Consider the following 25,577-nt stretch of genomic DNA (forward strand, 5'->3'; position numbering starts at 1 on the left):
ACGGCCGGCCGGCGCCCGCCTTCGGTGGAATTCGACATCCCGCATCCTATTTCGGCGGTGTGATCTCCGCAGGACGAGCCGGAACGCGCGAACCCGCCGGAGCGGGTGGATCCTGGTGACAGGACCGCGTCGAGGCGGCGCATCGCGACCGGACGCGGTCGCAGGAGGTGCGCGATGGCCCGCACGCTGGAGTGGAGGCTCCGTCTCGGTCTGACCGAGGACGACGGGACGACCAGGGCGGAGGCGGTGCTGGACACCGGTTCCGCACAGCTCACCGGACACGGGGTCGCCCGTTGCAACCCGCAGGACGTGGACGTACCCGTCATCGGCGACGAACTCGCGGCGAGCCGGGCCATGAAGGACGTCGCCGCACAGTTGATGAAGGCCGCCGACGAGGAACTGGAGATTGTGGGCGCCGGACCCGCGAGCGGCCCCGTGGCCCCGCCCTACGCATGGTCCGACACCACGGCCTGATCCCCCGGGAGCGCAGATGACCCGCATGTCGATGACGGTGGACGGCACACGGTACGAGGACGAGGTCGAGCCCCGACTGCTGCTGGTCCACTACCTCAGGGACAACCTGGGCCTCACCGGCACCCCGGTCGGCTGCGACACCAGCAACTGCGGGGCATGCACCGTCGAACTCGACGGCGACAGGGTCAAGAGCTGCTCCGTGCTGGCCGTACCGGCCGAGCCCACGGAAGCCGGCCGGCCGGACGGGCAACGACCCGCGGTCCCGGTCGCCGCCCGGCAGGAGGAACGGACATGACCGGTCCGGTCACCACCGGGAAGCCACGCCCCGAGGTCGGCCGCTCCCGGACCCGCAAGGAGGACGCCCGGCTCGTCACCGGCCGCACCACCTGGACCGACAACATCACCGTGCCGGGCCTGCTGCACCTGGCGATCCTGCGCAGCCCCATGGCCCACGCCAGGATCGACCGCGTCGACGTGTCGCGCGCGCTGGAACGGCCGGGCGTGATCGCCGCCCTCACCGGCCGTGACCTGGCCGGCGAACTCGGCCCCATGCCGTGCGTATGGCCGGTGACCGAGGACATCGTCATGCCCGACCACCCCGCCGTCGCCGTCGACGAGGTGCGGTACGCCGGAGACCCCGTCGCCCTGGTCGTCGCCCGCGGCCGGTACGCCGCCGCGGACGCGCTGGAGGCCGTGGAGGTCGACCACACGCCCCTGCCGCCCGTGCTCGGCCTGGAGGCCGCGCTGGCCGACGACGCCCCGCTCGTCCGCGCGGACAAGGGCACCAACCGCTGCTACACCTGGCCGCTGGCCACGGGGGAATACACGGCGCAGAAGGCCCGCGCCGATGTCGTGCTCCGCCGCCGCTACACCCAGCAGCGCCTCATCCCCAACGCCATGGAGCCCAGAGCGGTGGTCGCCACACCGCCCACCTGGTCCGACGAGTACACCCTGTACTCCACGACCCAGGTCCCGCACGTGGCCCGGGTCATCCTCTCCATGGTCACCAGGATTCCCGAACAGCGACTGCGGGTGATCGCCCCGGACGTCGGCGGCGGCTTCGGCTCCAAGCTCCAGGTGTACGGGGAGGAGGCCGTCGCCCTCGCCCTGGCCAGGAAGCCGGGCAGGCCCGTCAAATGGACCGAGTCCCGCTCCGAGGGTTATCTGGCCACTCATCACGGCCGCGGCCAGATCCAGGACATCGAGATCGCCGCGACGAAGGACGGCGGGATCCTCGGTCTGAGCGTCGACCTGCTCGCCGACATGGGCGTCTACCTGATGCTGATCACCCCCGGCATTCCGCTGCTCGGCGCGTTCATGTACCCGGGGGTCTACAAGATGAACGCGTACGCCTTCCGGTGCACCGGGGTCTTCACCACCAGAACGCCGACCGACGCCTACCACGGCGCCGGCCGCCCCGAGGCGACCTTCGCGATCGAGCGGACCATGGACGAACTCGCGGCCGAACTCGGCGTGGACCCTATCGAGTTGCGGCCGCTCGGCGTGCGGGACGTGGCCATGCCGTGCACCCCGCTGCGCATCTGGCAGGCCGTCGAGGGACGCACGGGCGAAGGGGGCGACGACATGATTCCCGCCGCATTCGACTACGCACGGCCCGACACCCTCGACGATGCGGTACGCACGCTGCACGACGGCGGCGAGGAGGCGAAGGTCCTGGCGGGCGGACAGAGCCTGATCCCCATCCTCCGCCTGTGCCTCGCCTTCCCCGAACTCCTCGTCGACCTCGGCCGGATCCCGGAACTGCGCGGCGTCCGCGAGGACACCGCCACCGGATCGCTCGTCATCGGAGCCATGACGACCCACCACGACGTCCTCCACGACCCCCTGGTACGCCGCCACGCCGGTCTGCCGGCCACCGCCACCGCCACCGAGACCGTCGCCGACCCCGCCGTACGGCACCGCGGCACACCCGGCGGCTCGCTCTGCCACGCCGAGCCGGCCGCCGACCTCCCGGCGGTACTGCTCGCCCTGGACGGCGAGATGGTGGCCGCGGGGCCACGCGGCAGGCGCACCGTCCCGGCCCGCGAGTTCTTCGTCGACTACCTGCAGACATCCCTGGCACCGGACGAGTTGCCGGTGGAGATCCGGGTGCCGAGGACCGACGCCTGGGGCTTCCACTACGAGAAGTTCAGCCGGGTCGCCCAGGGCTGGGCGGTCGTCGGTGTCGCGGCACTCGTACGGCGCGACGACGGCCACATCGCCGAGGCCCGCATCGGCCTGACCAACATGGGCGCCACGCCCCTGCGCGCGAGCGCCACCGAGCCGGCGCTCGCCGGAGCCGGGGCCGGCCCGGCCGCGGTGGTGCACGCCGCCCACGCGGCGGCGGAGGGCACCCGCCCCGCCTCCGACCTGTCGGCGACGCCCGAGTACCGCGAACACCTCGCCCGGGTGCTGACCCGGCGCGCGGTGCTGGCCGCGGCCGGGACGGAGTGACAGGTGACCGGACCGGCGGCCGGGGCGAACGGAACGGGCGGGCCGCAGGGCGGACCGGCGGAGCTGCGCGCCCGCCTGGAGCGAACGGGCCACCTCGTCGACGAAGGGCTCGCCATCGCCTGTTTCCCGGCGCTCCGGCTGCACCGGCCGCTCGTCCGCGAGGGCGACGCGGGCGTGGGCAAGACGGCCCTCGCCCCGGCCCTCGCGGACGTTCTCGGCGCACCTCTGATCCGGCTCCAGTGCTACGAGGGCATCGACGCCTCCCAGGCCCTGTACGACTGGGACTTCCCGCGCCAACTGCTCCATCTGCGGGCCGCCGAAGCCGCCGGGATCACCGAGGCCGACCGGCTGGAGAGCGAGCTGTACAGCAGACGCTTCCCCATCGCATGCCCCTTGCTCCAGGCGGTGGAGACCCAGCCATCCGTCCTGCTCGTCGACGAAGTCGACCGGGCGGACGACGAGTTCGAGGCGTTCCTCGACCGCTGGGGGCAGCGCTCCTGCGCACGGGGAGCGGTGGTGGTCGTCCTCTCCGACGGCTGGGAGCGCGCGGACCCCGCACTGCTCGCCGCTCAGATGCGTCGGCTGCACCGGCTGGCGCATCGCGTGGTCCGGGCCAATCCCCGCAAGGCGCACCCCGGTTACGCACCGCTCGCGGCGGGCATGGCGGCGGCGCTGCCGCACGTGGACGCGTTCGTCGAAGAGCACAGTCTGGCGGCCCTGGAACATCTGGCCGCGGTGGTACGGGGGGTGGCTTCCGATGCGTGAGATCCTGCCGGTGCTCGGCCGCTGGTACGCCGCCGGGGAGCCGTTCGGGCTCGCCACCGTCGTCGCGGTCAGCCGCAGCGCGCCGCGCGGCCCCGGCGCGGCGATGGCCGTGGGCCCGGACGACGAGGTCGTGGGCAGCGTCTCCGGCGGCTGCGTCGAGGGCGCGGTCTTCGAACTGGCCAAGGAAGTCGCGGAGACCGGCCGGGCCCGGCTGGAGACCTTCGGATACAGCGACGAGGACGCCTTCGCCGTCGGACTCACCTGCGGCGGCGAGATCACCCTCCTGGTACGCCCGGTGACGTCGGCGAGCGACCCCGCCTTCGGCGAGGTCGCCGCATCGGTCGCCGAGCACCGCCCGGTGGTGGTCGCCACCGTGACCGACGGACCCGCCCCGCGCGGCGCCGCCCTCGTGGTCCGGCCGGACACCATCTCGGGGTCCCTGGGCGCGAGCGGCCTCGACGCCGCGGTGACCGCCGACGCACGCGGGGAACTCGCCCGAGGGGCAACGGGACTGCGGCACTACGGCCCGAACGGCGAACGGCGCGAGGACGACGTCGCCGTGTTCCTCCAGTCGTTCGCCCCGCCGCCCCGGATGCTGGTCTTCGGCGCGATCGACTTCGCGGCGGCGGTGGCCGGGATCGGCGCGTTCCTCGGATACCGGGTCACCGTCTGCGACGCCCGCCCCGCCTTCGCAGACCCTCGCCGCTTCCCCGACGGCGCGGAGGTCGTCGTCGACTGGCCGCACCGGTATCTGCGCGACACGGAGACCGACGGGCGGACCGTGATGTGCGTACTCACCCACGACCCCAAGTTCGACGTCCCGCTGCTGGAGGTGGCGTTGCGCACCCCGGCCGCGTACATCGGTGTGATGGGCAGCCGCCGGACCCACGAGGACCGCATGGCCCGGCTGCGCGAGACGGGGCTCGGCGAAGCGGAACTGGCGCGGCTGCGATCCCCCATCGGCCTCGACCTCGGGGCACGCACCCCCGAGGAGGTGGCCGTCTCCATCGCCGCGGAGATCGTGGCCCTGCGCTGGGGCGGCACGGGCAGCCCGCTCACGGAGACGGCCGGGGCGATCCACCGCCCGCGGCTCGGATCCGGGTGACCGCGCCGGCCCCATGACCCCGCGGTCTTCGTGACCGCTGTGATTCGTGAGAGGAGCGGACCATGCAGCTGCAGAACTCATTCACCGTGCCGGTCCCGGTCGACGAGGCCTGGCGGGCACTGCTCGACATCGAACATGTCTCGCAGTGCATGCCGGGCGCGACCGTGGAGGAGTTCGACGGTGACACCGTCAAGGGCTCCGTGAAGGTGCGGGTGGGACCGATCACCGTGACGTACCGGGGCACGGCGACCTTCCTGGAGAAGGACGACGCGGCCCATCGCATGGTCCTGTCCGCCCGGGGCAGCGAAGTACGCGGCCAGGGCACGGCGAGCGCGACGGTGACCGCCGCACTGACCGGCGACGACGGCGGGACGACCGTCTCGGTGACCACCGACCTCACCGTCACCGGACGGCCGGCCCGGTTCGGCCGCGGGGTCATGAGCGATGTGAGCGACGGACTCGTCGGCCGGTTCGCCGACTGCCTCGCGCAACGGCTCTCGGCCGCGCAACCGTCCGCATCGGCACAGTCCGCCGACGACGCGGCGGACACCTCACCGACGGGCGGGGCCGAACCGATCGATCTGCTGCGCACGGCGGGCGGACCGGTGGCCAAGGGCGCCGCGGGGGCGGTGGCCGTGGCCGCACTCGCCGTGCTGGCCGTGCTGATCGCCCGGCGCTGCTGCCGCTGCGGCGGTGCGTGCGGCACGTGTCACAGCGGGTGACCGCCGCCGGAGCCGTACCGTTGCGTGCGGAAGTCACCGATTCCGTGCTGCCGGGGCCGCGGGGGACACCATGCCCTCGTGCGCCTTCGCGGAGGTGTGCTCGGTGATCCTGCTGTGCCGGTCCCGCCCGGACCCTGCGACCGGCCTCTAGGCCATTTCGGCAACGCCGCGTGCGTGCGTGCCGGGCGCCGCACGGCAGACGGCGGTTCGACGACAGGGCCTAGACCGGCCGGGGCAGGCCGATCGAGTTGGGGAACGGCAGCAGCTTCGCCCCCAGCACCTGCCGGGTCGGCAGCTCCAGGGCGGCGAGCAGTTCGTCCGCCGCGCTCTCGGCGAGGGGGCACAGCAGCCGGGCGGCCAGCCGGTCGGTGGTGTCCTCGACGAGCTCCCGTTCCCGGTGGCCGCGTGGCGTGGCATCCGACTCCGCGTCGATCAGGCCGCGGGAGCGAAGCCGTTCCTCGGCGTCCGCCCACTCCGCCTCGCTCCAGCCGCGGTCGAGCCGGATGCCCTCGCGCGGGACACGGTCCGTGGCGGCGGCGAGAACGAGCGCCTCGGGCGCGTCGAGACCGTGGTCGGCGAGCGCGGCGATGTGCGCATCGCCCCGGAACTCCCGCAGCGTGGTGGTGAGTTGCCACAGGCTTTCCACCGGATCGGTGCGGTCGCACAGCGGGCGGTTCGCGGCGAACAGCGGTCGGGCGAGCGGCGAGGCGGCCGTCACCATCGCGGCGAGCGGCGGGACGAGCCGGCCGGCGAGGGAGTCGACTCCGGGGACCAGACGGCGCAGCGCACGGGCGGCGAGCCGGGCGCGCAGATCGATGAGCTTCTCGGGGGTGACGACCCGCCATGCGTCGGGCAGCGCACGGGCCACCATGCCGGGTGCGAAGACGCCCAGTGCGGCGGTGGCGGCCTCGGGGCGGATCCGCCCCATGGGGGCCGTACGGGTGGCGAAGTACCCCATCCAGAAGCCCTTGAGGCCGACGGACTTCCCGATGCCCCGGCACTCCTCGTCGAAGTAGATCACTGCGTGGAGGGGCTCGGTACGCAGCCACAGGGTGCGGGGTCTCGACTCCATGAAGCCAACCTAACGCGCGACGGGCCGGCCACGCCCGGCGACGACGGGCGGGCGTCAGCCGCCGCACGGCCCGAGCCCGCCCGCCCGGCACCCGCGCCGGGGGGAGCGGAGGTGGTGACGGCTCAGCCGCCGGTGCCGAAGTGCCGCTCCACGATCGCCGCGGCATCGGTGCCGCGCGGCAGGATGCCGTACTGGTGGCCACGGGCCTCGCCGAGCCGGGCGGCCACGAACGCCTCGGCCGACGCCGCGGGAGCGTGACGGAGCATCAGCGAGGCCTGCAGGGCCAGCGCCATGCCCTCGACCGACGCTCGGGCGCGGGTCTGCGCCGCCAGCGGGTCGCGCAGGTCCTCGGCCAGCTCCTGGCGGACCCGGCGGACGTGTGCGTCCAGCACCGAACTGGCACCGGCCGTGGTCTCCAGCTCGGCCCAGAAGGCGTCCAGCGACTGCGGTGTTCTTCCGATGCCCCGCAGCACATCGAGGGCGATGACGTTGCCGGACCCCTCCCACACCGCCATCACCGGCTGCTCGCGGTAGCGCCGGGCCAGCGGCCAGTCCTCGGTGTAGCCGTTGCCGCCCAGGCACTCCAGCGCCTCGTAGGCGTGGTGCGGGCCGCGCTTGCAGATCCAGTACTTGGACACCGCGGTGGCCAGTCGGCGGAACATCTCCTCGGACTCGCCGCTGCCGCTCTCGTACGCGTGGGCCAGGCGCAGCGAGGTCCAGGTCGCGGCCTCCGTCTCCAGCGCCAGGTCGGCGAGGACCGCCGTCATCGCCGGCTGGTCGGCCAGCCGGGCACCGAAGGCGCTGCGGTGCCGGGCGTGCCAGATCGCCTCCGACACCGACTGGCGCATGCCCGCGGTGGTACCGAGCACACAGTCGAGCCGGGTGTGGTTGACCATCTCGATGATGGTCGGGACACCGCGGCCGGGCTCGCCGACCCGTACCGCCCAGGTGCCGTCGAACTCCACCTCGGAGGAGGCGTTCGACTTGTTGCCGAGCTTGTTCTTCAGCCGCTGGATACGGACGGTGTTGCGGGTGCCGTCGGCCAGTACCCGCGGCACGAGGAAGCAGGTGAGTCCGGCCTCGGCCTGGGCCAGCACCAGGAAGGCGTCCGACTGCGGGGCGGAGAAGAACCACTTGTGGCCGGTCAGCAGATGGGCCCGGCCGTCGGGGTCGGAGCCCAGCGGGACGGCCCGCGTGGTGTTGGCGCGCACGTCGGAGCCGCCCTGCTTCTCCGTCATCCCCATGCCGAAGGTGAGCCCGGACTTCTCGCCCGGGGCGATCGACCGGGGGTCGTACGCGCGGCTGAGCAGGCCCGGCAGCCAGTCCCGGCCCACCTCCGGATCGCGCTGCAGGACCGGGACCACGGCATGCGACATGGACATCGGGCAGGCGTGGCCGGGCTCGATCTGGGCGAACAGCATGAACGACGCCGCCCGCGCCACCGCCGCTCCGGGCTTCGGGTCGGCCCAGCCCGCGGTGTGCGTGCCGTGGTGCACGGCCCCGCCGAGGATCTCGTGGTACGCGGGGTGGAAGTCGATCTCGTCGACGCGGTTGCCGTACCGGTCGTGGGTGCGCAGGACGGGCGGCGAGTTGTGGGCGAGCTCCGCGGAGGTCTGGAAGCGCTCCGAGCCGACCAGGGTGCCGATCTCGTGCAGCTCCGGTTCGTGCCAGGCCGCGCCGAAGGTGCGGACGGCCTCGGCGAGCGGCAGGTTGGTGCCGTACTCGTCGAGGTCCTTCCGGGGCGGTGCCTGGTTGGTGACCTCGTGGGTGGGGTGCGGCGCGGGGGCTGCGGGCGGCAGGCCGGTCCGGTGCTGGGTGACGGTCATGGCGGGTGGTCCTGTCCTGGGTCGGCGGTCGGGGCGGCGGGGGAAGCGGCGGGGCGGGCGGTTCGTGTTCAGGCGCCTTCGGCGCCGACCGCTCTGAGGCACAGCGCGGTGATGCTCTCCACGACCGGTTCCGGGTCGGTCCGCGCACCGACCGGGGAGAGCGGCCCGAGCAGTGCCTCGCCGACCGCCCCGATCACGGCGGCGGCCGACAACTGCGCGTTCTGCGGGGGTAGTTCACCTGAGGAGATACCGGCGACGATGACCGTCTCGGCGAGGATGTGGTAGCCGCGCCGGTAGGTGAGCCGCTCCTCCTCGACGAGCGGATCGACCGGTTCGGCCAGCAGCGCCCAGGCCGTACGGGGACTGCGCAGCGCGCGGTACGAGAAGACCTCGACGAGCGCGCGCAGCTGCTCGGTGACGCCGCTGTGTGCCTGCACCGCCTCCCGTACCGCGCTGAGCTCATGGCCCGCGACATGCCGGAAGACCGCGGCGAGCAGCTCCTGCTTGGAGGCGAAGTGGTTGTACACGCTGCCGGTGGCGACGCCGGCCCGCCGGGCGAGCGCGGAGATGCTGGCCGCCGGGTACCCGCCCTCGGCGAGCAGCTGCCGTGCCGCGTCGAGCAGCCGTTCACGGTGGGCGATCCGGGTCGCTTCCGTACGGGCGGTGGGTCGGTAGGCCATGATCTGAACCCCGATTCATATCTTCTGTTGTCCAGCCAACCACTGTTGTTCTCCGGGTGCAATGGCCCGTCACGGAAGTGTCCGGCCCGGTCAGGAATCGTCCGTGGCGGGCCCGAGCTCCTGCTCGGTCCACAGGGTCTTGCCGTCGGCGCTGTAGCGGGTACCCCAGTGGGTGGCGAGCTGGGAGACGATGAAAAGTCCGCGTCCGCCCTCGTCGACCGTGCGGGCATGGCGCAGATGGGGTGAGACCGGGCTGCTGTCGCGTACTTCGCAGGTGAGCGTGCGGTCCAGGATCAGCCGCAGCCGCAGGGGAGGGGTGCCGTAGCGGACCGCGTTGGTGACCAGCTCGCTCACGATGAGTTCGGTCGCCTCGATCGTTTCCTCGTCGAGGTGCCAGCCGTCGAGCCGGTCGCGCACGAGCGTGCGGGCCGTGCCCGGCGTGGTCCGGTCCTGGAGCAGCTCCCAGACCGCGACCCGGTCCGGCGGGACCACGCCGGTCCGGGCGAGGAGCAGGGCGGCGCCCCCGGGGTGTGCGTCGGCCGGAAGGTTGTAGACCACGTCGTCGCACAGGTCCTGCAGGCTGCGGCCGGGGTCCGCGAAGGCCTCGCGCAGGCCCGCCGACTGCCGGCCCCCGGGCATGGGGGTGCCGGAGAAGAACGCCAGAACACTGCCTTCGTCGAGTGCGAAGGTGGCCGTGGCGAAGGGGGCGCTGTCGCCGGAGAAGAGCCGGGGACCCTCGGGCACGTCCAGGGGCTTCGTGGTGCCGTCGGGGGCGACGAGGCCCGGTGTCGCGTCCCCCGCCCGCGCGATGGTGCAGGTGCCGGCGAACGGGTCGTGGACGGCGTACATGCAGGTCGCCGACAGGGACTGCCCGAGCAGCCGGTCCCCCGGCGGCAGCGCCGCCCGTTCCCCGGCGAGACGGTCGGCGGTGTCGGCCAGCCGGGCGAGCACCTCGTCGGGTTCCAGGTCGAGTCCGGCCAGCGCGTGGATGGCGGTCCGCAACTGGCCCATGGTGATGGCCGTCTGGAGCCCCGGCCCCTCGACGGCACCGACGATCAGGGCGGTGCGGGCGCCGGAGAGGCCGATGGTGTCGAACCAGGAGCCGCTGTTGCGTCCGGGCAGCAGGACATGGGCGGTCTCCATGGCGACGTGGTCGCTGTCGTGCTGTGGAAGGAGCCGGCGCTGGACCGTCGAAGCGATCACGTGGTCGCGCTCGTACTGCCGCGCGTTGTCGATGCTGAGGGCGACATGGGCGGCGGCCGTCAGCGTCAGCGGGAGATCGTTCTCCTCGAAGGGCTCCGACTCCCGGCACCGGTAGAGACTCACCAGGCCGAGGACCGCGCCGTGCAGTTTCAGCGGGACCACGATCATGGAGTGGGCCCCGATCGCCTCGATCAGCCGCGTGCTGGCGGGGGCTGCGTTCAGCCAGGGCGTCCGGGCGGTGATCCGGACCAGCCGGGGCCGCAGGTCCGAAACAGCCAGGGCGTAGGGCGTACGGGCGGGCAGCCGGCGCATCTCGCCGACGAGGCCGTCCCGGTGACCGTCGGCACCGAGACCTCGGAGGGCCGCGCGGCGCAACGGGACATCGTGTCCCAGCGGCCCCATCGGCGGATCCGATCCCCGCAGGACCTCGTCCACCACCTCGACGACGGCGAAGTCGGCGAACACCGGCACCACGGATTCGACGAGCCCCTCGCAGGTGGCCGCCACATCGAGCGACCTGCCCACCCGGGTGCGCACCGCGGTCAGACACGCCGCCCGGGTGCGCGCCTTCTCCTCCTCGTCCACATCGACGACCGTGGCCAGCAGCCCGAGCGTCCGCCCCCGGGCGTCGTCCAGCCGGTGGACGGACACCTTGAGGCTGCGATCGGGGCCGGGCATGTCCATGAGCCGGCCGCGGACCACGAGATCGCGCACGACCACACCGCTCTCCAGCACTCCGCGCAGCACCCGCTCCGCCTCGTGCGGCCTCTCCAGCCGGTACGCGTCGGTGAAGTACTGCCCCGCGAGGCGCTCGGCGGGAACGGTGTCGGACAGGACGTTCGCCCGTATCACCCGCAACCGCGTGTCCAGTACGTGCAGTCCCACGGCGGACTGGGCGAACAGGGTGTGCAGGATCGCCGCCGCCATACCGTCGGCCCCTGCCGGCTCGGGGACCGGTGCACCGGCGTCCGACACGGATTCACCCCCATCAGGCTCCGCCCGCCCGCCCGGATCGGCAGGTTAGGGACAAGCGTCGGCGCACCGCGCGGACTCCGCCACCCGGGGAGCGGCGGACGGGGGAGCTCCGCCCGGTGGGTGCGCGCGACCGCACCGGCGTGCCACGGGCGCGACTCCCGCATTTCGTCCCGGGTTCACCGGGCGGTTCCGGAATGAAGAAATCCTCCTGGTGGCGGCCCCGCGGTCCGGCCCCGGACCGCCGCCGCCCCGCACGAAGGAGAACGACGCGTCATGTCCCACCCCGTGCCCGAATGGGCCGACCCCCAGGTTCCCGCGGAGTCGCTCGACCCCCAGGGCCTCAGCCGCCGAGGGCTGATGCGCCGCGCCGGTCTGTTCGGCGCGGCCTTCGCCGCCGCCTCACTGCCGCTGCCCGCCGTGGCCGACAGCCGGGGAGGCCGGTCCCACGGGCACGGTCACGGACACGCCCCGGACCTGGTCTATCTGGTCGGCGACCATCACAACCACTCCGTGTACAGCCACGACGCCAAGTACACCTTCTCCCAACTCGCCTCGGCAGGACAGGAGTTCGGCCTCGACTGGATGGTCTTCACCGAGCACAGCAACATCGGCCACGCCGATTTCGGTGCCGCGCAGGAACACCGGGAGATCCTGAAGGCCCGCGCCGACAACAAGCGCATGCTGATCTTCCAGGGGCTGGAGTGGTACATCCCCGGAGCCGAGCACTGCACCGTCTTCTCGCCACCCGGACGGCACGAGGTCGACCTCCTCACCCGCTTCGAGGAGGCCTTCGACGGCAAGCTGCTCGGCTACACGGCCGGCGCCCCGACGCACCCCGACACCCCGCGCAACGAGGCGCACGCGCTCAAGGCCCTCAAGTGGCTGGCCGAACAGCGCCGCACCCGGTACGTCGACGACGTGCTCGTCCTCGCCAACCACCCCATGCGCCTGGGCATCGACTCCCCGCACGAGATGCGCGGCTGGCGCGACGCCGCCCCCGAGATCATGATCGGCATGGAGGGCGCCCCCGGCGCCCAGGCCGGTGCGATCCCGGGCTGGCACCCGGACACCAACATCCGCGGCGAGTACACCAACTCACCGTCCGCCGACTCCTGGCCCGGCTACCCGCGCGAGGCCTACGTCACCTACGGCGGATTCGACTGGGCCACCGCGACCGTCGGCGGCCTGTGGGACGCCATGCTGGCGGAGGGCAAGCTCTTCACGATCACCTCCAACTCCGACGTCCACCGCGTGGCCCAGGACACCTGGGTCAACGGCGACTGGCCGCCCGGCCGGGACTTCGACAACACCGGCCACCTCCCCGACCCGTACAACACCACCGAACCGCAGCCCGGCGGCGATTTCTGGCCCGGCCAGTTCAGCCGTACGCACGTCGGCGTCACCCGGTACGGCTACCGGAACGTGATGGAGGGGCTGCGGGCCGGCCGGGTCTGGGTCGACCACGGCCATCTCGTCGACGGCATCGACGTCAAGGTGCGCGGCGAGCACGGCAACAGCGCCACGCTCGGCGGCCGGCTGCGCGCCCGGCGCGGCGAGCGGCTCACCCTCACCGTCACGGTGACCGCCGCGTCCCGCCGCAACCCCTACGGTGTGCTGCCGCGTCTGGAGCATGTCGACGTCATCCGCGGCGCGGTCCGCGGACCGGCCGCCGACCGCGACGACTGGCGTGCCCCCGACACACGGCTCGCCCACACCGCCGATGTCTCGGGCCGCCGCGGCACGTACACCCTGCGCATCCCGGTCGGCCGCGCGGACGAGCCGTTCTACCTGCGGCTGCGCGGCAGCGACGGCAAGCGCCACGGCAAGGGGTTCCTCGGCGCGGCGATCGATCCGCACGGCCCGTTGCCGCACGAGCCGGGCCGGGGCAACCCGTGGCTGGACACCTGGTTCTACACCAACCCGGTCTTCGTGGACGTCGTCCGCTGAGCCCGCCGCACGGCCGGGGCCGCCCTCGGGCGGCCCCGGCCGGACTCAGGCCTCCAGCGCCGCGGAGACCACGGCCCTGGCCTCCTCCTGCACCCGGCCGAGATGGTCGGCGCCCAGGAAGGACTCCGCGTAGATCTTGTACACGTCCTCGGTGCCCGAGGGGCGGGCGGCGAACCAGGCGTTCTCGGTGGTCACCTTGATGCCGCCGATCGGCGCGCCGTTGCCGGGCGCCCGGGTCAGCACGGCCGTGACCGGTTCACCGGCCAGGGTGTCGGCGGTGACCTGCTCGGGGGAGAGCCGCGCGAGCACCGCCTTCTGCTCGCGGTCGGCGGGGGCGTCGATCCGGGCGTACGCAGGCTCGCCGAACCGGACGGTGAGCGCGGCGTAGTGCTCGGACGGGGACTTGCCCGTCACCGCGAGGATCTCCGAGGCGAGCAGCGCCAGGATGATGCCGTCCTTGTCGGTCGTCCACACCGATCCGTCGTGGCGCAGGAACGAGGCCCCGGCGGACTCCTCGCCGCCGAACCCGAGCGAGCCGTCGACCAGGCCGTCCACGAACCACTTGAAGCCGACCGGCACTTCGACCAGCTCACGGCCCAGACCGGCGGCGACCCGGTCGATCATCCCCGACGAGACCAGCGTCTTGCCGACGCCTGCGGAGGCCGGCCACTGCTCGCGGTGCGCGTACAGGTAGTCGATGGCGACGGCGAGGTAGTGGTTCGGGTTCATCAGCCCGGCGTCGGGTGTGACGATGCCGTGCCGGTCGGCATCGGCGTCGTTCCCGGTCGCGATCTGATAGCGGTCGCGCTGCCCGATCAGCGAGGCCATCGCGTACGGCGACGAGCAGTCCATCCGGATCTTTCCGTCCCAGTCCAGCGTCATGAACCGCCAGGTGGGGTCGGTCAGCGGATTGACCACCGTCAGATCGAGCCGGTGCTGTTCGGCGATCCGGCCCCAGTACGCGACCGACGCGCCGCCCAACGGGTCGGCGCCGATACGCACTCCGGCCGTGCGGACCGCGTCCAGGTCGAGCACGGACGGCAGGTCGGCCACATAGGTGCCGAGGAAGTCGTAGGTCCCGGTGGTCGACGCCGCCCGTGCGCGGGCGTACGGCAGCCGGCGTACGTCCTTCATCCCGGCGGCGATGATCTCGTTGGCCCGCTCCTGGATCCAGCCGGTGGCATCGGACCCGGCGGGGCCGCCGTTCGGCGGGTTGTACTTGAACCCGCCGTCGCCGGGCGGGTTGTGGGAGGGAGTGACCACCACACCGTCGGCGAGCCGCGCCGTCCGGCCCCGGTTGTGGCCGAGGACGGCGTGCGAGACCGCCGGGGTCGGGGTGTAGCCGTCGGCCGGATCGATGAGCACGGTCACGTCGTTGGCGGCGAACACCTCGACGGCGGTGATCCGGGCCGGCTCCGACAACGCATGGGTGTCGGCACCGAGGAAGAGCGGCCCGTCCGTGCCCTGGCGCGCCCGGTACTCACTGATCGCCTGGCTGGTGGCGGCGATGTGGTCCTCGTTGAACGCGGTGGCCGTGGACGACCCGCGGTGACCGGAGGTGCCGAACGCCACCCGCTGGTCCGGCTCGGCCGGGTCCGGGTGCAGCGCGTAATACGCCGTCACCAGCCGGGCCACATCGATGAGATCCTCCGGCCGGGCCGGCTGTCCAGCTCGTTCGTGCGGCATCTGCCCACTCCTCCGTATCGGTCGGTCGCTTCGGTCTTCCCCCGCCACATTTTCGCGGGTGGCCCGCGCCGCCCCGCGACTGCCCCGCCCGGACGGACGGACGGGCCGAAACCCGCTGGCGGCCGCGACGGGGCCCGGCATAGGTTCGTCCACGATCAACAGCAGTCCACCGCGGACTGCGCGAAGCGGCGGGTTTCCGGCCGGACCAGGAGAGACGAGATGGCACCGAACGATCTTGCGCCGGACAGCCGGGTGGAGCTGCGCGGGGCCACCGCCCAGGATGCCGGGCCGCTGACCCGGCTCTTCCTCGACTCGCGCGCCGCGTCCATGCCGTACCTGCCCAAGGTGCACAGCGACGAGGACACGCTCGCCTGGATGACCCATGTCGTCCTGCCCGGAACGACGGTGCGGATCGCCGAGACCGGTGCCGGGGAACCGCTGGGCTTCGCCTCCCTCGACGGAACCGAGCTGGAACACCTCTACCTGCGCCCCGACGCACGGCGTCGGGGCATCGGCTCGCTGCTCCTGGCCGAGGTGCGCGAGCTCTCGCCCGAGGAGCTCACGCTGTACGTCTTCCAGCGCAACACGGACGCCCGTGCCTTCTACGAGCGGCACGGGTTCACCGCGGTCGGGTTCGACGACGGCAGTCGCAACGAGGAGCAGGAACCGGACGTCAGGTACCGGTGGACGGCGCACGGCTGACACGGTCCGCCGTCCGGGACGAGGATCCGGCCGGAGGCCGAGGTGTTGATCTCCTCCGTGCGCGGTGGTTGAGTGTGCCGCGTCCCGGCGGAGCCCCTGCCGAGGGCGCTGTGTCAGCTCCCCGCGAGAGGAACACGTACGTGGCAGTCGGCCCCGCGCCCCGGGACACCGCGGACTGGTGGCGAGACGCCGCCATCTATCAGATCTACGTACGCAGCTTCGCCGACGGCGACGGGGACGGAACCGGCGATCTCGCGGGCGTACGCGCCAAGCTGCCCCACCTCGTCGAACTGGGCGTGGACGCGATCTGGTTCACGCCCTGGTATCTGTCGCCGCTCGCCGACGGCGGATACGACGTGGCCGACTACCGCACCATCGACCCCGCGTTCGGCAGTCTCACCGAGGCCGAGGGACTGATCGCGGACGCCCGTGAACTGGGCATCCGCACGATCGTCGACATCGTCCCCAACCACGTCTCCGACCAGCACGCGTGGTTCCGCGCCGCCCTGGCCGCCGGGCCGGGCAGCCCCGAGCGGGAACTCTTCCACTTCCGGCCCGGTCGCGGCCCGGACGGCGAACTCCCGCCCAACGACTGGGTCTCCGAATTCGGCGGCGTCCCCTGGACCCGGCTCGCGGACGGCGAGTGGTACCTGCACCTGTTCGCCGCCCAGCAGCCCGACCTCAACTGGGCACATCCGACGGTCCGCCAGGAGCACGAGGACGTGCTCCGCTTCTGGTTCGACCGGGGCGTTTCGGGCATCCGGATCGACTCGGCGGCCCTGCTCGCCAAGGACCCCGCACTGCCCGACTTCGTCGCGGGCCGCGACCCCCACCCGTTCAGCGACCGCGACGAACTCCATGACATCTACCGCTCATGGCGGGCCATCGCGGATGAGTACGGGGGCGTCTTCGTCGGTGAGGTCTGGCTCCCGGACAGCGAGCGCTTCGCCCGCTATCTGCGCCCCGACGAACTGCACACCGCCTTCAACCTCAACTTCCTGGCCTGCCCCTGGGACGCCGGGCGGCTGCGTGCCACGATCGACGACACGCTCGCCGAGCACGCCGCGGTCGGCGCCCCCGCCACCTGGGTCCTGTGCAACCACGACGTGACCCGGACCGCCACCAGGTACGGCCGCGAGGACACCGGATTCGCCTTCGGCGCCAAGACCTTCGGCACGCCGACGGACCTGGCACTGGGCAGCCGACGGGCCCGCGCCGCGGCCCTGCTGTCGCTCGCCCTGCCCGGCGCGGTCTACCTCTACCAGGGCGAGGAGCTGGGACTTCCGGAAGCCGACGTCCCGCGCGGCCGGATCCAGGACCCGATGCACCTGCGCTCGGGCGGCACCGACCCGGGACGCGACGGCTGCCGGGTACCGCTTCCGTGGTCGGCGCAGGCACCGTACGCCGGATTCGGCTCCACCACGGAGCCATGGCTTCCGCAGCCGGCCGGCTGGTCCTCGTACGCCGCCGACCGGCAGCGCACCGACCCGGAGTCGATGCTCAGCCTCTACCGCGAGGCGCTGCGGCTGCGCCGGACCGAGCCCGGCTTCCGCGCGGCGGGGGCCGGTGGCCGGCAGCTGACCTGGCTGCCCTCCGCACCCGGCGTGCTCGCCTTCACCCGCACCGGCGGACCGGTCTGTCTGGTCAATCTGGGGGAGGAACCCGTGGAGCTGCCCGAGGACACGGGCACCCTCCTCCTCAGCGGCCCGCTGGACGAGCAGGGGCGGCTCCCGCGGGACACCGCGGCCTGGCTGCGGTCGTACGGTCGCCCCTCCGGGCAGGCGGACGGATGATCCGCGCGGCCGGGCGGGCGGCAGGATCGCGGGGGAACGGGCACTGCGGCAGAGTGGGCACATGGACGATCTCAATGCCCTCGCCGACGAGCATCTGACCGCGGCCCGAGCCTCCGCGCACGGCCGCAGCGCCCACCGCCTGCTGCACGAGGAACCCCTGAGACAGACCGTCATCGCCCTCACCTCGGGTTCCGCCCTCGACGAGCACAACGCCCCCGCCGCGGCCTCCCTCCAGGTGCTCCGCGGCAGGGTCCGTCTCACGGCGGCCTCCGGCGATGTGGAGCTGAGCGCCGGATGGCTCCAGCCGATCCCGCAGGAACGGCACGGGCTGCTGGCACTGGAGGACGCCGTGGTGCTGCTGACCGCTGTCAACGACTGACGGTGACGGCGCCGGGACGTGCGGCGGACGCCGCCCGTACGCGCTCCAGGATCCACAGCACCAGGCTGCCCGCGGCGAGCGCACCGCCCAGGAGGCAGATGCCGCTCCAGCCCGCCCTGGACCAGACCACCGAGGCGAGTGCCGCTCCGGCCGCCCCGCCCATGAAGAAGAGCGTCATGAACGCGGAGTTGATCCGGTTGCGGGCCTCCGGACGGAGCGCGTAGATCACGTTCTGGCTGCTGTTGAGTCCTGCCTGCTGGGCGATGTTCAGCAGGATCACGCCGACCGTCAGCCACAGCAGGGACGACTCACCGGCCAGCAGTGGCAGCCAGGCGAGCGTGAGGAGCGCGGCCGCCGTTCCCGATACGGCCTGCACCCGGCCGCGGTCGCTCAACCGGGCCGCGATGTTCATGCCGACCACACCGATGACGCCCACCAGACCGAAGAGCCCGATGGCGGCCGCGTTCCAGTGGAACGGCGGCCGGGTCAGCAGGAACGTCAGCGCGGTCAGCTGCACGCTGTACGAGGCCATGGAGAACGCGCCGATGGCCGCCCGTCGGCGCAGCAGGGGCTCCTCCCGCAGCAGGGCCAGGGTGGAGCGCAGAAGCCCGGTGTACGACATCGTGGACGTGGAGTGCGGCCGGGGCAGGCGGGGGAGCCGGTTGTGCAGAAGTATCGCCATGGCGGCCATCAGCAGCGCGTTCACCCAGTACACGGTCCGCCAGCCGCCGAGCTCGGACAGCGCGCCGGCGGCCAGCCGTCCGAACAGCCCGCCGAGCAGCACGCCGGACATGACGACGCCGACGATCCTGCCGCGCTCGGCCGGAGCCGCGAGAGCCGCCGCGAACGGCACCACGACCTGGGCCCCGACGGAGGCCAGCGCCGTCAGCAGCGTGCCCGCGATCAGCCACGGGCCGGTGGGGGCGGCGGCCGTGACCAGGAGGAAGAACGCGGTGAGCCCGAACAGGCCCACGGCGAGCCGTCGTCGGTCCATGACGTCGCCGAGCGGGACGAGCAGGATCAGCCCCAGCGCGTATCCGGCCTGGGCAGCGGTGACGATCAGCCCCGCCGCGGTGACACCGATGTGCAGATTCACCTCGATGACGTCGAGGAGCGGCTGCGCGAAGTAGTTCCCGGCGCAGGAGAGTGCGGCGGCGAGAGCCATCAGCAGAACCAGACCGCGCCCGAGCGACGGCGGTTCGGAAAGTGCGGCGCGGGGCACGGCCCGGCTGCGGGTTTCGTGAGTGGAGTGAGCCATGTGCCCCAGCGTCCGGGATGGACCATCCATGAGTCCAACACATGTTTTTCATCCCATCGATCGTGGTTCACGATGGATGGATGGAACTTCAGCAGATGCGGTACGTCGTGGCGGTGGCGGAACTGGGCAGCTTCACGCGCGCCGCGAAGCGGTGCCTGGTCGTCCAGTCGGCCCTGAGCCATCAGATCGCCCGGCTGGAGAAGGACCTGGGGGCCAGGCTCTTCGACCGCACCAGCCGTCAGGTACGGCTCACCGCGGCGGGCGAGGCCTTCCTGCCGGAGGCCCGGCAGGCGCTGGACGCGGCGGAGCGGGCCCGCGCCGAGGTCGCCGCGACGGCGGGGGAGGTCCGCGGGCGCCTCGCGGTGGGCGCCATTCCGACCGTGGCCTCGGTCGACATCCCGGCGGCGCTGCGGGTGTTCCACCTCCGCTACCCGAAGGTGCACATCGTCCTGCGGGACGGGGCGAGCAAGGACCTCGTCCAGGAGGTGCGGGACGGGACGCTCGACGTGGCGTTCCTGGGCGTGCTGCCCAGCTACCGGCCGAAGGGCGTGAGCGATCACGAGCTCGCCACGGGCGAACTGGTCGCCGTCGTGGCGCCCACCCACTCCCTGGCCGGGCAGGCGGAGGTGGGTCTCGACCGGCTGGCGCAGGAGATGTTCGTCGACTACCCCGACGGCACCGCGGCACGGGCGCAGTCGGAGGAGGCGTTCGCGGCGGTGGGCCTCACCCGCGAGGTGGCGTTCGAGGTCAGCGGCACCGACTTCATCGTCCGGCTGGTACGCAGCGGGCTCGGCATCGCCATGCTGCCGGCCGCCTTCGCGGCGGAACTGACCGGCGTGCACGTGCTGCCCGTCCGCGACGCCCCCGCACGCACGGAACGCCTGGTCTGGAGCCGCTTCCGCCCCACTCCGGCCGCCGCGGCGTTCCTGACCGGACTCGGTGTCGACCCCGGTACCGGGACCGGCTGACGGGCCCCTGGCCCGGTGACCGGAGCGCGGCTCAGTGGCGGGGAGCCGCCGGATGCGGGAGCAGGCGCAGGAGGACCGAGACGGCGACGGCCGCTGCGAGGTCGAGGGCCGGCGCAGCGGTCAGGGCGTGCCCGTAGGCCGCGACACCCGTGTGGACGCCCTCGCCCAGCGTGCCGTAGAAGACCACGCCGAGGACGGCCACCCCGACCGAACCGCCGATCTGCTGTCCGGTCGACAGCACGCCCGAGGCCATGCCGAAGCAGTACCGCGCCGGTGCGGACCGGCACACCGGCGACCCTGCATTCGAGTGCCTGACCGCCGACCTGTACCGGAAGAGCGAGGAGTTCCGCATGTGGTGGGACACACACGATGTCACCGACTTCCGTCCCGCGCGCAGGACGTTCGACCATCCCCGGCTGGGAAGGCTGACGTTCGACTACGTGAAGCTGGCGGCGGTGGACGCACCGGGAGTCACCCTGGTCTCCTGTTTGCCGTCCGACGACGAAACGGCCGCGAAACTACCGGAGTTGAGCGGATGCGCGGAGTGCCCGCCCACCTCGTCCCCCGGTCCCGGCGACCGCTGAGCGCGTCACCCTCCACGCTCCAGCCCGCCACCTCGACTCCGAACTGGGCACCGACTTCTGGGCCGGTATGCATCTCGGGCCCGGTGCGTGCGGTCGCAGGGCGATCTTCCGTCGCGGGGCTGAGCCACCGGTGCTCGACCGCGGAGTCGTACGGGACCGGACCGGCCTACCCCTGGAGCGCCGCGCGCAAGCGCTCGCCCATTGCCGCGGCTTCCTCGTCCGTGGGGGACAGCACGCCGTTCTCGGCCATCAGAGAGTGAAACTGCTGTTGCTGGTACGGAGTTCCCGCAGGGAGCCCGGCGATGTGCCAATGGAGATGCGAGTTTCCCTGCTGGCTTCCGAGGGACAGCAGGTATGTGCGCTCGGGCTTCACCACCGTTTCCACCGCCAGGGCCACCTTCCGGACCACGGACATCAGCCGCAGGTATGCGGACTCGTCCAGATCGCGGACGGCGTGCTCGATGTGGGCCCTCGGAGCCACGAGCACCTTGCCCGGCACCGTCGGATACCGGTCGAGGAACGCGATGTGCTCGTCGTCCTCGTACACCGTGACGTGCGCGGCATCAGGGGCACCCGCCACGAACTCGCAGACGAAGCAAGGGCCGTTGCGCACCCGGGCCTCATAGGCTTCGAGGTCATGGGATCGCTGTTCCGGTGACACGCTCTTCCTCTCTGCCGGTCCACTGGCACCGCGAGGCGCAGGTGGCCAAGCATAGGCTCCACGGGCGACGTCACCGCGCCCGGCGCGATCGGGCCCGGCATGCGCCGGGGTGCCTGCCGGGGCCAACAGGTGGGGTGTGGCCGGAGTTTGGTGGGCAGGTACTGGTGTACGACCCGGAGCGCGGGGCGCAGTGACCGGTGGCGAGAGGCGTGTGACGTGAGCGAGCGGACCGTGTGGCAGTTCTCCGACGATCGTGGACAGTTGTCGACCGCCGGGCGGCGCCCGGAGCGGGTGCTCGCCTATGTCCAGGCCGGAGCGACCCTGTGGGACCACGGGATTCGCCCGAGCGCGATATTCGGCTCCGATCACGACGACCGGGCCGTACCGGACGCGGCGAAGACCGGTTCGCTTCCGTTGGCCGAGGTCGGCTACCTCGGTGCGGGCAGCACCCTGGACGTGGAAACCCTGCTGAGCGGTGAGCCGGATCTCGTCGTGGCGGTCAGCTACGGCGGCGGCCATGTCTACGGGATCGCCGCGGAGACCGCCAAGCATCTGGAGGAGCACGTCCCGGTCGTCGTCATCGACGTGGGGCAGGCGCGCGCCCTCGCCGAGATCGGTGACCGGTTCGCCCTGCTCGCCCGCTCGCTCGGTGCCGAGGAGCCTGAGACGGCGACACAGGACCTGGACGCCGCGCGGCACCGGCTGCGCAGGCTCGTGGCCGGTGGGGACGGGCCCCGGGTCGTCGCCCTCTCCCCGGCCGGGCAGGAACAGACACATCTCGCCCGCCCCCGGATGTGGCCCGAGCTGCGCGTGCTGGCCGAGCTGGGTGTCGGCATCGTCGAGCCGGCCGAGGGGCCCGGCCTGAACTGGTCCACGGTCGGCTGGGCGGAAGCGGTGGCCCTGCGCCCCGCGGTGGTCCTCGCCGACGTCCGGGCCAACGCCACGCCGCTCGGCGAGCTGCGGACGAACGCGGACTGGTCGGCGATCGAGGAGGCCGCCCGGGTGGTGCCGTGGAACCCGGAGCCGGTGTGCAGTTCGCGGGCCCACGCACGGTTCCTGACGCTCGTGGCCGAGGCGCTGGAGGCGGCCGGGCGCTGAGCCGGAAGGTCGGCGTACGCCCGTACGCGTGCACGGCGACGCCCCCGTACGGACGTGTCCGATCGCGCGGGCCGTACGGGTTCGCGAGGCTGGACACGACCGCCCCGCGCCGACCCCGTACGTCCCCAGGAGCAGGCATGCAGCAGGACAAGCACCCTTCCTACCGTCCCGTCGTCTTCCGTGACCGTTCGGCGGGCTACGCCTTTCTGACCCGGTCCACCGCGTCGAGCGAGCAGACGATCGACTGGGACGACGGCAACAGCTACCCCGTCATCGACGTGGAGATCTCCGCCGAGAGCCACCCCTTCTTCACCGGGAAGGCGCGCGTCGTCGACTCGGAGGGGCAGGTCGCCAAGTTCGAGCGCCGGTACGGGGGCGAGGACGCCTCCTGACCTGCTTGCGGACCCGTGTCCCCCGCCCCCGTCGAGAGGGCGGGGGACACGGTCCGTCACAGCTCTTACTGCGTGTTCAGCGCCCCGACCGGCGAATGGAACGGCCGGAGCGTGGCCTTCTGCGCCGCCGGAGGCGCGGCCCGCATCGTCACGCTGACCGTCCACCGGCTCCGCGACGTCTTCCGGGTGACGGACACCGACCCCGAACCGCCCCCGGGCCCGCGGGGCGGCGCGTTCCGCAGCGGCGGAGTCGGCGACCTCACCGTCGTGCCGGCCGGGCACTGGACGACCACCGGCGCCGGCCGCCGAGGCACCCCTGCTGGTCCGTGCGGGGGTGACCTCCCGCTGCGGATCAGGGCCCGCGGCGGGCGGATCGAGGCGTTCGTCGACGGCCGGCAGGTCATCGATGTGGCCGACACCCACCACACACGCGGCAGGATCGGGCTCAATGTGTTCGGGGGCCGCGCCGCCCACCAGGACACGTTCGTCACCGCACTGTAGGAGACTCCATTCCCATGCTCGAGAGACTCGACCTGCTGGTCATCGGTGAATGCGTCGCCGACATCGTCCGGCCGCCGGATGCGGTCGATCAGGTCCACCCGGGCGGCAGCCCGGCCAATGTGGCGTACGGTCTGGCCCGGCTCGGGCACGGCGCCACCCTGCTCACCCAACTCGGCCCCGACGACAACGGCCGGCTGATCAGGGACCATCTCGCCGGCGCCGGCGTCGAGGTCCGCACGGACGAGGCCACGGCTCCCACCCCGTCCGCCGCCGTCACCCTGGACGGCGCCGGCCGGGCCGCGTACACCTTCGAGATCGGCTGGACGCTCGGCCCGGTCGCCCTGGACCGGCCACCGCACCACGTCCACACCGGCTCGATCGCGGCGGTGATGGAACCGGGGGCGGCCACCGTCCTCGGCGCCGTCGAATCGCTGCGGACGGCCGCAACCGTCAGCTACGACCCCAATGTGCGGCCGGAGCTGATGGGGGACCACGCGTCCGCCGTCCGCCGGGTCGAGCGGTGCGTCGCGCTCAGCGATGTGGTGAAGGCCAGCGACGAGGACCTGGAATGGCTGTATCCGGGCCAGGAGCCGGAACAGGTCGCCGAGCGCTGGCTGGCCACCGGTCCGGCGGTCGTCCTCGTCACCCGGGGCGGCGACGGCGCGCTGGCTGTGCTGCCCGGCGGGCGAGTGACGGTCGACGCGCTGCCCACCGAGGTGGTCGACACGGTGGGGGCGGGCGACGCCTTCATGTCGGGCACCCTGCACGCCCTCGCCGCGCACGGGCTGCTCGGCGCGGACGGCCGGGAGCGGCTGCGCTCGCTGGACCGCGTCCGGACGGCCGACGTCCTGCGTCACGCGGCGGCCTCCGCCGCGGTCACCGTCGCACGGGCAGGCGCCAACCCGCCGGACGAGGCGGAGCTGGAGGCGGCACTCGCCCGGAGCTGAACACGTCCTGGTCGGGGGAGGGGGGCCCGGGAGCCCTTGCTCACCCGGGCACCACCAGGTGCGGGCGGCTGTCGTCGTCGAGGAACTCGACGACCGCGAGAACGAACAGCGCGCACAGCGCGATCCACACGGTGACCGGACCGGTCGGCCGGTCCCACACCACCAGGACCGCGGCGGCCACCACGACCACCGTCCAGTTCAGCGGGCGCCTGGCGCGGTGCACCCACCGGCCGACCGGGCCGCCGGTGAAACCGGCCGCGTCCCGTACCGCACCGATGCCGCCGCTCCACATCGCCGTCACCCGGGTGGCGGCGCGGCCGTCACCGGTGAGCCACGCGGCGAGGGCCACCACGATGCCGAGCGTGACGACCATACGGACCAGGGCACGCATCCGGCCGACCAGAGCGTCGAAGACCGAACCGGCCGCCGGCTGCGACACCCCGGACGGCAGGCTGTCCAGATAGAACCCGCGGCCCACCCACAGGGCCAGGCCGAGCACCGCGGCACCGGCCGCGACCGCGAGCGCCGTCGTGATCAGGGCGCGGCGGCGGCGCACCGCGAGGAGGACCCCGCCCGCGGCCAGCACCAGAGTGACCAACGGCAGCCAGAACCCGATGATCTGGAGGGCCCGGAACCACTTCTTGGCCTTGCCCACCGAGTCGGAGGTCAGCACCGTGAAATCGGTGTGGATCTCGGGGAGTTTCGCCGCGACGCCCAGCCCTCGGTCGACGAGGCGTTGCTTCACCCGGTCGATGACCGGTGCGAGGTCGATGGTGACGGTGTCGTCGGTGAGCTTCACCGCCCCGCCGCCGCTTCCGGACAGCGCCTTCACCGCGGCGGACTGGGCGGTCCGGTTGAGGTCGGTCCAGATCCTCGCGAAGGCGTCGCCGGCGACGAACTTCTCCACGGTCCCGTGCACGAAGTTCGAAATGCCCGTGGTGAGGGGACCGTTCAGCTTCGACAGCGCCTTGTCGAGAACCGGCCGGTCGGCGGGGGAGACATCGGCCAGCAGGGTCTTCACATCCAGGTGCTGCATGACGGCACCGGTGACGCGATCGGTCACCGCGGTCTGCACATCGTGGTCGGAGGCGAGCGGCGCCATCATCGCCACATAGTTGTCGGTGTCGCCGATCTGGTTCGTCGCCCAGGTGGAGACGATGCTCAGTGGCGTGAGGACGGCCGCGACGAGGACGAGCAGCACGGCGAGGAAGGAACGGGCCCGCGGCCGGTGCCGCGTCGGGCCACGGGCCTCCAGCACGGCCACCCTGGCGCGCAGCGCCTCCAGCTCGGCACTTTGCTCCGGGGGCTTCGGCTGATCACGGTCCGCTTCCATCCCCCCAGGGGATGGCCTGCCGCCGCGCACGGCACGGCGGACTGCTGTGGAC

The 25,577-nt window shown here is 72.7% G+C and carries 24 protein-coding genes and 2 pseudogenes; 17 read left to right on the forward strand and 9 right to left on the reverse strand.

Features of this window, described 5'->3' with window-relative positions; genetic code table 11:
- The first annotated feature begins 174 nt into the window (after positions 1 to 174).
- From OG611_RS24085 to OG611_RS24110, 7 genes and pseudogenes are all read left to right on the forward strand, one after another.
- Entirely contained in the window at positions 175 to 474 is a 300-nt protein-coding gene (locus OG611_RS24085) for a DUF1876 domain-containing protein (RefSeq protein WP_266423699.1), read from the forward strand.
- A gap of 16 nt (positions 475 to 490) precedes the next feature.
- Positions 491 to 694 (forward strand): annotated as a pseudogene (locus tag OG611_RS24090) ((2Fe-2S)-binding protein); the annotation flags it as partial.
- A 71-nt stretch (positions 695 to 765) separates the two neighbouring features.
- A pseudogene (locus tag OG611_RS40690) lies at positions 766 to 1,956 on the forward strand (xanthine dehydrogenase family protein molybdopterin-binding subunit); the annotation flags it as partial.
- Between the two features lie 102 nt (positions 1,957 to 2,058).
- Positions 2,059 to 2,928 carry a xanthine dehydrogenase family protein subunit M gene (locus tag OG611_RS40695; RefSeq protein ID WP_323180270.1) on the forward strand — a complete coding sequence of 290 codons (870 nt, stop codon included), beginning with the start codon at positions 2,059 to 2,061 and terminating at the stop codon, positions 2,926 to 2,928.
- A gap of 3 nt (positions 2,929 to 2,931) precedes the next feature.
- Entirely contained in the window at positions 2,932 to 3,693 is a 762-nt protein-coding gene (locus OG611_RS24100; RefSeq protein WP_266423705.1) for a VWA domain-containing protein, read from the forward strand.
- Positions 3,686 to 4,798: an XdhC/CoxI family protein gene (locus tag OG611_RS24105; RefSeq protein ID WP_266423707.1), complete on the forward strand. Its 1,113-nt coding sequence runs from the start codon at positions 3,686 to 3,688 to the stop codon at positions 4,796 to 4,798. The genes OG611_RS24100 and OG611_RS24105 overlap by 8 nt, the downstream gene beginning before the upstream one ends.
- Positions 4,799 to 4,860: 62 nt before the next feature.
- The gene (locus OG611_RS24110; RefSeq protein WP_266423710.1) at positions 4,861 to 5,520 is read left to right on the forward strand and encodes an SRPBCC family protein; all 660 of its coding nucleotides are present in this window, start codon (positions 4,861 to 4,863) and stop codon (positions 5,518 to 5,520) included.
- A 220-nt stretch (positions 5,521 to 5,740) separates the two neighbouring features.
- Here the strand turns inward: OG611_RS24110 and OG611_RS24115 are convergent, their stop codons facing one another.
- The 4 genes from OG611_RS24115 to OG611_RS24130 form a co-directional block, all read right to left on the reverse strand.
- Positions 5,741 to 6,592, reverse strand: a complete 852-nt coding sequence (locus tag OG611_RS24115; protein ID WP_266423711.1) for a hypothetical protein — start codon at positions 6,590 to 6,592, stop codon at positions 5,741 to 5,743.
- Between the two features lie 122 nt (positions 6,593 to 6,714).
- A complete protein-coding gene (locus tag OG611_RS24120) occupies positions 6,715 to 8,418 on the reverse strand; it encodes an acyl-CoA dehydrogenase family protein (protein ID WP_266423713.1) in 1,704 nt (567 codons plus the stop codon).
- Between the two features lie 68 nt (positions 8,419 to 8,486).
- Positions 8,487 to 9,098 (reverse strand): TetR/AcrR family transcriptional regulator, encoded by a 612-nt coding sequence (locus OG611_RS24125; RefSeq protein ID WP_266423715.1) that lies wholly within the window; start codon positions 9,096 to 9,098, stop codon positions 8,487 to 8,489.
- 90 nt (positions 9,099 to 9,188) lie between these two features.
- Entirely contained in the window at positions 9,189 to 11,228 is a 2,040-nt protein-coding gene (locus tag OG611_RS24130) for a SpoIIE family protein phosphatase (protein ID WP_266423717.1), read from the reverse strand.
- Positions 11,229 to 11,549: 321 nt separating this feature from the next.
- Between OG611_RS24130 and OG611_RS24135 the strand changes: the two genes are divergently transcribed.
- Positions 11,550 to 13,223, forward strand: a complete 1,674-nt coding sequence (locus OG611_RS24135; protein WP_266423719.1) for a PHP domain-containing protein — start codon at positions 11,550 to 11,552, stop codon at positions 13,221 to 13,223.
- 45 nt (positions 13,224 to 13,268) lie between these two features.
- Here the strand turns inward: OG611_RS24135 and pgm are convergent, their stop codons facing one another.
- On the reverse strand, positions 13,269 to 14,909 hold the full coding sequence (gene pgm, locus OG611_RS24140) for a phosphoglucomutase (alpha-D-glucose-1,6-bisphosphate-dependent) (protein WP_266423722.1): 1,641 nt from the start codon (positions 14,907 to 14,909) through the stop codon (positions 13,269 to 13,271).
- Between the two features lie 219 nt (positions 14,910 to 15,128).
- Between pgm and OG611_RS24145 the strand changes: the two genes are divergently transcribed.
- The 3 genes from OG611_RS24145 (at position 15,129) to OG611_RS24155 (ending at position 17,783) form a co-directional block, all read left to right on the forward strand.
- Positions 15,129 to 15,611, forward strand: coding sequence for a GNAT family N-acetyltransferase (locus tag OG611_RS24145; protein WP_266423724.1), 483 nt, complete (start codon positions 15,129 to 15,131; stop codon positions 15,609 to 15,611).
- Between the two features lie 140 nt (positions 15,612 to 15,751).
- The gene (locus OG611_RS24150) at positions 15,752 to 17,404 is read left to right on the forward strand and encodes a glycoside hydrolase family 13 protein (RefSeq protein WP_266423727.1); all 1,653 of its coding nucleotides are present in this window, start codon (positions 15,752 to 15,754) and stop codon (positions 17,402 to 17,404) included.
- Positions 17,405 to 17,465: 61 nt separating this feature from the next.
- Entirely contained in the window at positions 17,466 to 17,783 is a 318-nt protein-coding gene (locus tag OG611_RS24155) for a cupin (RefSeq protein ID WP_266423729.1), read from the forward strand.
- Here the strand turns inward: OG611_RS24155 and OG611_RS24160 are convergent.
- Entirely contained in the window at positions 17,773 to 19,041 is a 1,269-nt protein-coding gene (locus OG611_RS24160; RefSeq protein WP_266423732.1) for an MFS transporter, read from the reverse strand. The genes OG611_RS24155 and OG611_RS24160 overlap by 11 nt on opposite strands.
- Before the next feature lie 80 nt (positions 19,042 to 19,121).
- Here OG611_RS24160 and OG611_RS24165 point away from each other — a divergent pair, with 80 nt between their 5' ends.
- Positions 19,122 to 20,009, forward strand: a complete 888-nt coding sequence (locus OG611_RS24165; RefSeq protein WP_266423735.1) for a LysR family transcriptional regulator — start codon at positions 19,122 to 19,124, stop codon at positions 20,007 to 20,009.
- Between the two features lie 31 nt (positions 20,010 to 20,040).
- Here OG611_RS24165 and OG611_RS24170 read toward each other — a convergent pair whose 3' ends face one another.
- Positions 20,041 to 20,262, reverse strand: a complete 222-nt coding sequence (locus OG611_RS24170) for a hypothetical protein (RefSeq protein ID WP_266423738.1) — start codon at positions 20,260 to 20,262, stop codon at positions 20,041 to 20,043.
- On the opposite strand from OG611_RS24170, the gene OG611_RS24175 reads away from it, so the two are divergent.
- Positions 20,261 to 20,593 (forward strand): hypothetical protein, encoded by a 333-nt coding sequence (locus OG611_RS24175; protein ID WP_266423741.1) that lies wholly within the window; start codon positions 20,261 to 20,263, stop codon positions 20,591 to 20,593. The genes OG611_RS24170 and OG611_RS24175 overlap by 2 nt on opposite strands.
- Before the next feature lie 166 nt (positions 20,594 to 20,759).
- Here the strand turns inward: OG611_RS24175 and OG611_RS24180 are convergent, their stop codons facing one another.
- Positions 20,760 to 21,206 (reverse strand): HIT family protein, encoded by a 447-nt coding sequence (locus tag OG611_RS24180; protein ID WP_266423744.1) that lies wholly within the window; start codon positions 21,204 to 21,206, stop codon positions 20,760 to 20,762.
- Positions 21,207 to 21,470: 264 nt separating this feature from the next.
- Between OG611_RS24180 and OG611_RS24185 the strand changes: the two genes are divergently transcribed.
- The 4 genes from OG611_RS24185 to OG611_RS24200 all read left to right on the forward strand — a co-directional run bounded on the left by OG611_RS24185 (position 21,471) and on the right by OG611_RS24200 (position 24,192).
- Positions 21,471 to 22,352 carry an ABC transporter substrate-binding protein gene (locus OG611_RS24185; protein WP_266423747.1) on the forward strand — a complete coding sequence of 294 codons (882 nt, stop codon included), beginning with the start codon at positions 21,471 to 21,473 and terminating at the stop codon, positions 22,350 to 22,352.
- Positions 22,353 to 22,489: 137 nt separating this feature from the next.
- On the forward strand, positions 22,490 to 22,744 hold the full coding sequence (locus OG611_RS24190; protein WP_093540855.1) for a type B 50S ribosomal protein L31: 255 nt from the start codon (positions 22,490 to 22,492) through the stop codon (positions 22,742 to 22,744).
- 72 nt (positions 22,745 to 22,816) lie between these two features.
- On the forward strand, positions 22,817 to 23,245 hold the full coding sequence (locus tag OG611_RS24195) for a hypothetical protein (RefSeq protein ID WP_266423751.1): 429 nt from the start codon (positions 22,817 to 22,819) through the stop codon (positions 23,243 to 23,245).
- 14 nt (positions 23,246 to 23,259) lie between these two features.
- The gene (locus OG611_RS24200) at positions 23,260 to 24,192 is read left to right on the forward strand and encodes a carbohydrate kinase (RefSeq protein ID WP_266423753.1); all 933 of its coding nucleotides are present in this window, start codon (positions 23,260 to 23,262) and stop codon (positions 24,190 to 24,192) included.
- A 40-nt stretch (positions 24,193 to 24,232) separates the two neighbouring features.
- Here the strand turns inward: OG611_RS24200 and OG611_RS24205 are convergent, their stop codons facing one another.
- Entirely contained in the window at positions 24,233 to 25,525 is a 1,293-nt protein-coding gene (locus OG611_RS24205) for a hypothetical protein (RefSeq protein ID WP_266423755.1), read from the reverse strand.
- Positions 25,526 to 25,577 lie beyond the last annotated feature (52 nt).

It is taken from the genome of Streptomyces sp. NBC_01363, assembly GCF_026340595.1.
Lineage (GTDB): Bacteria > Actinomycetota > Actinomycetes > Streptomycetales > Streptomycetaceae > Streptomyces.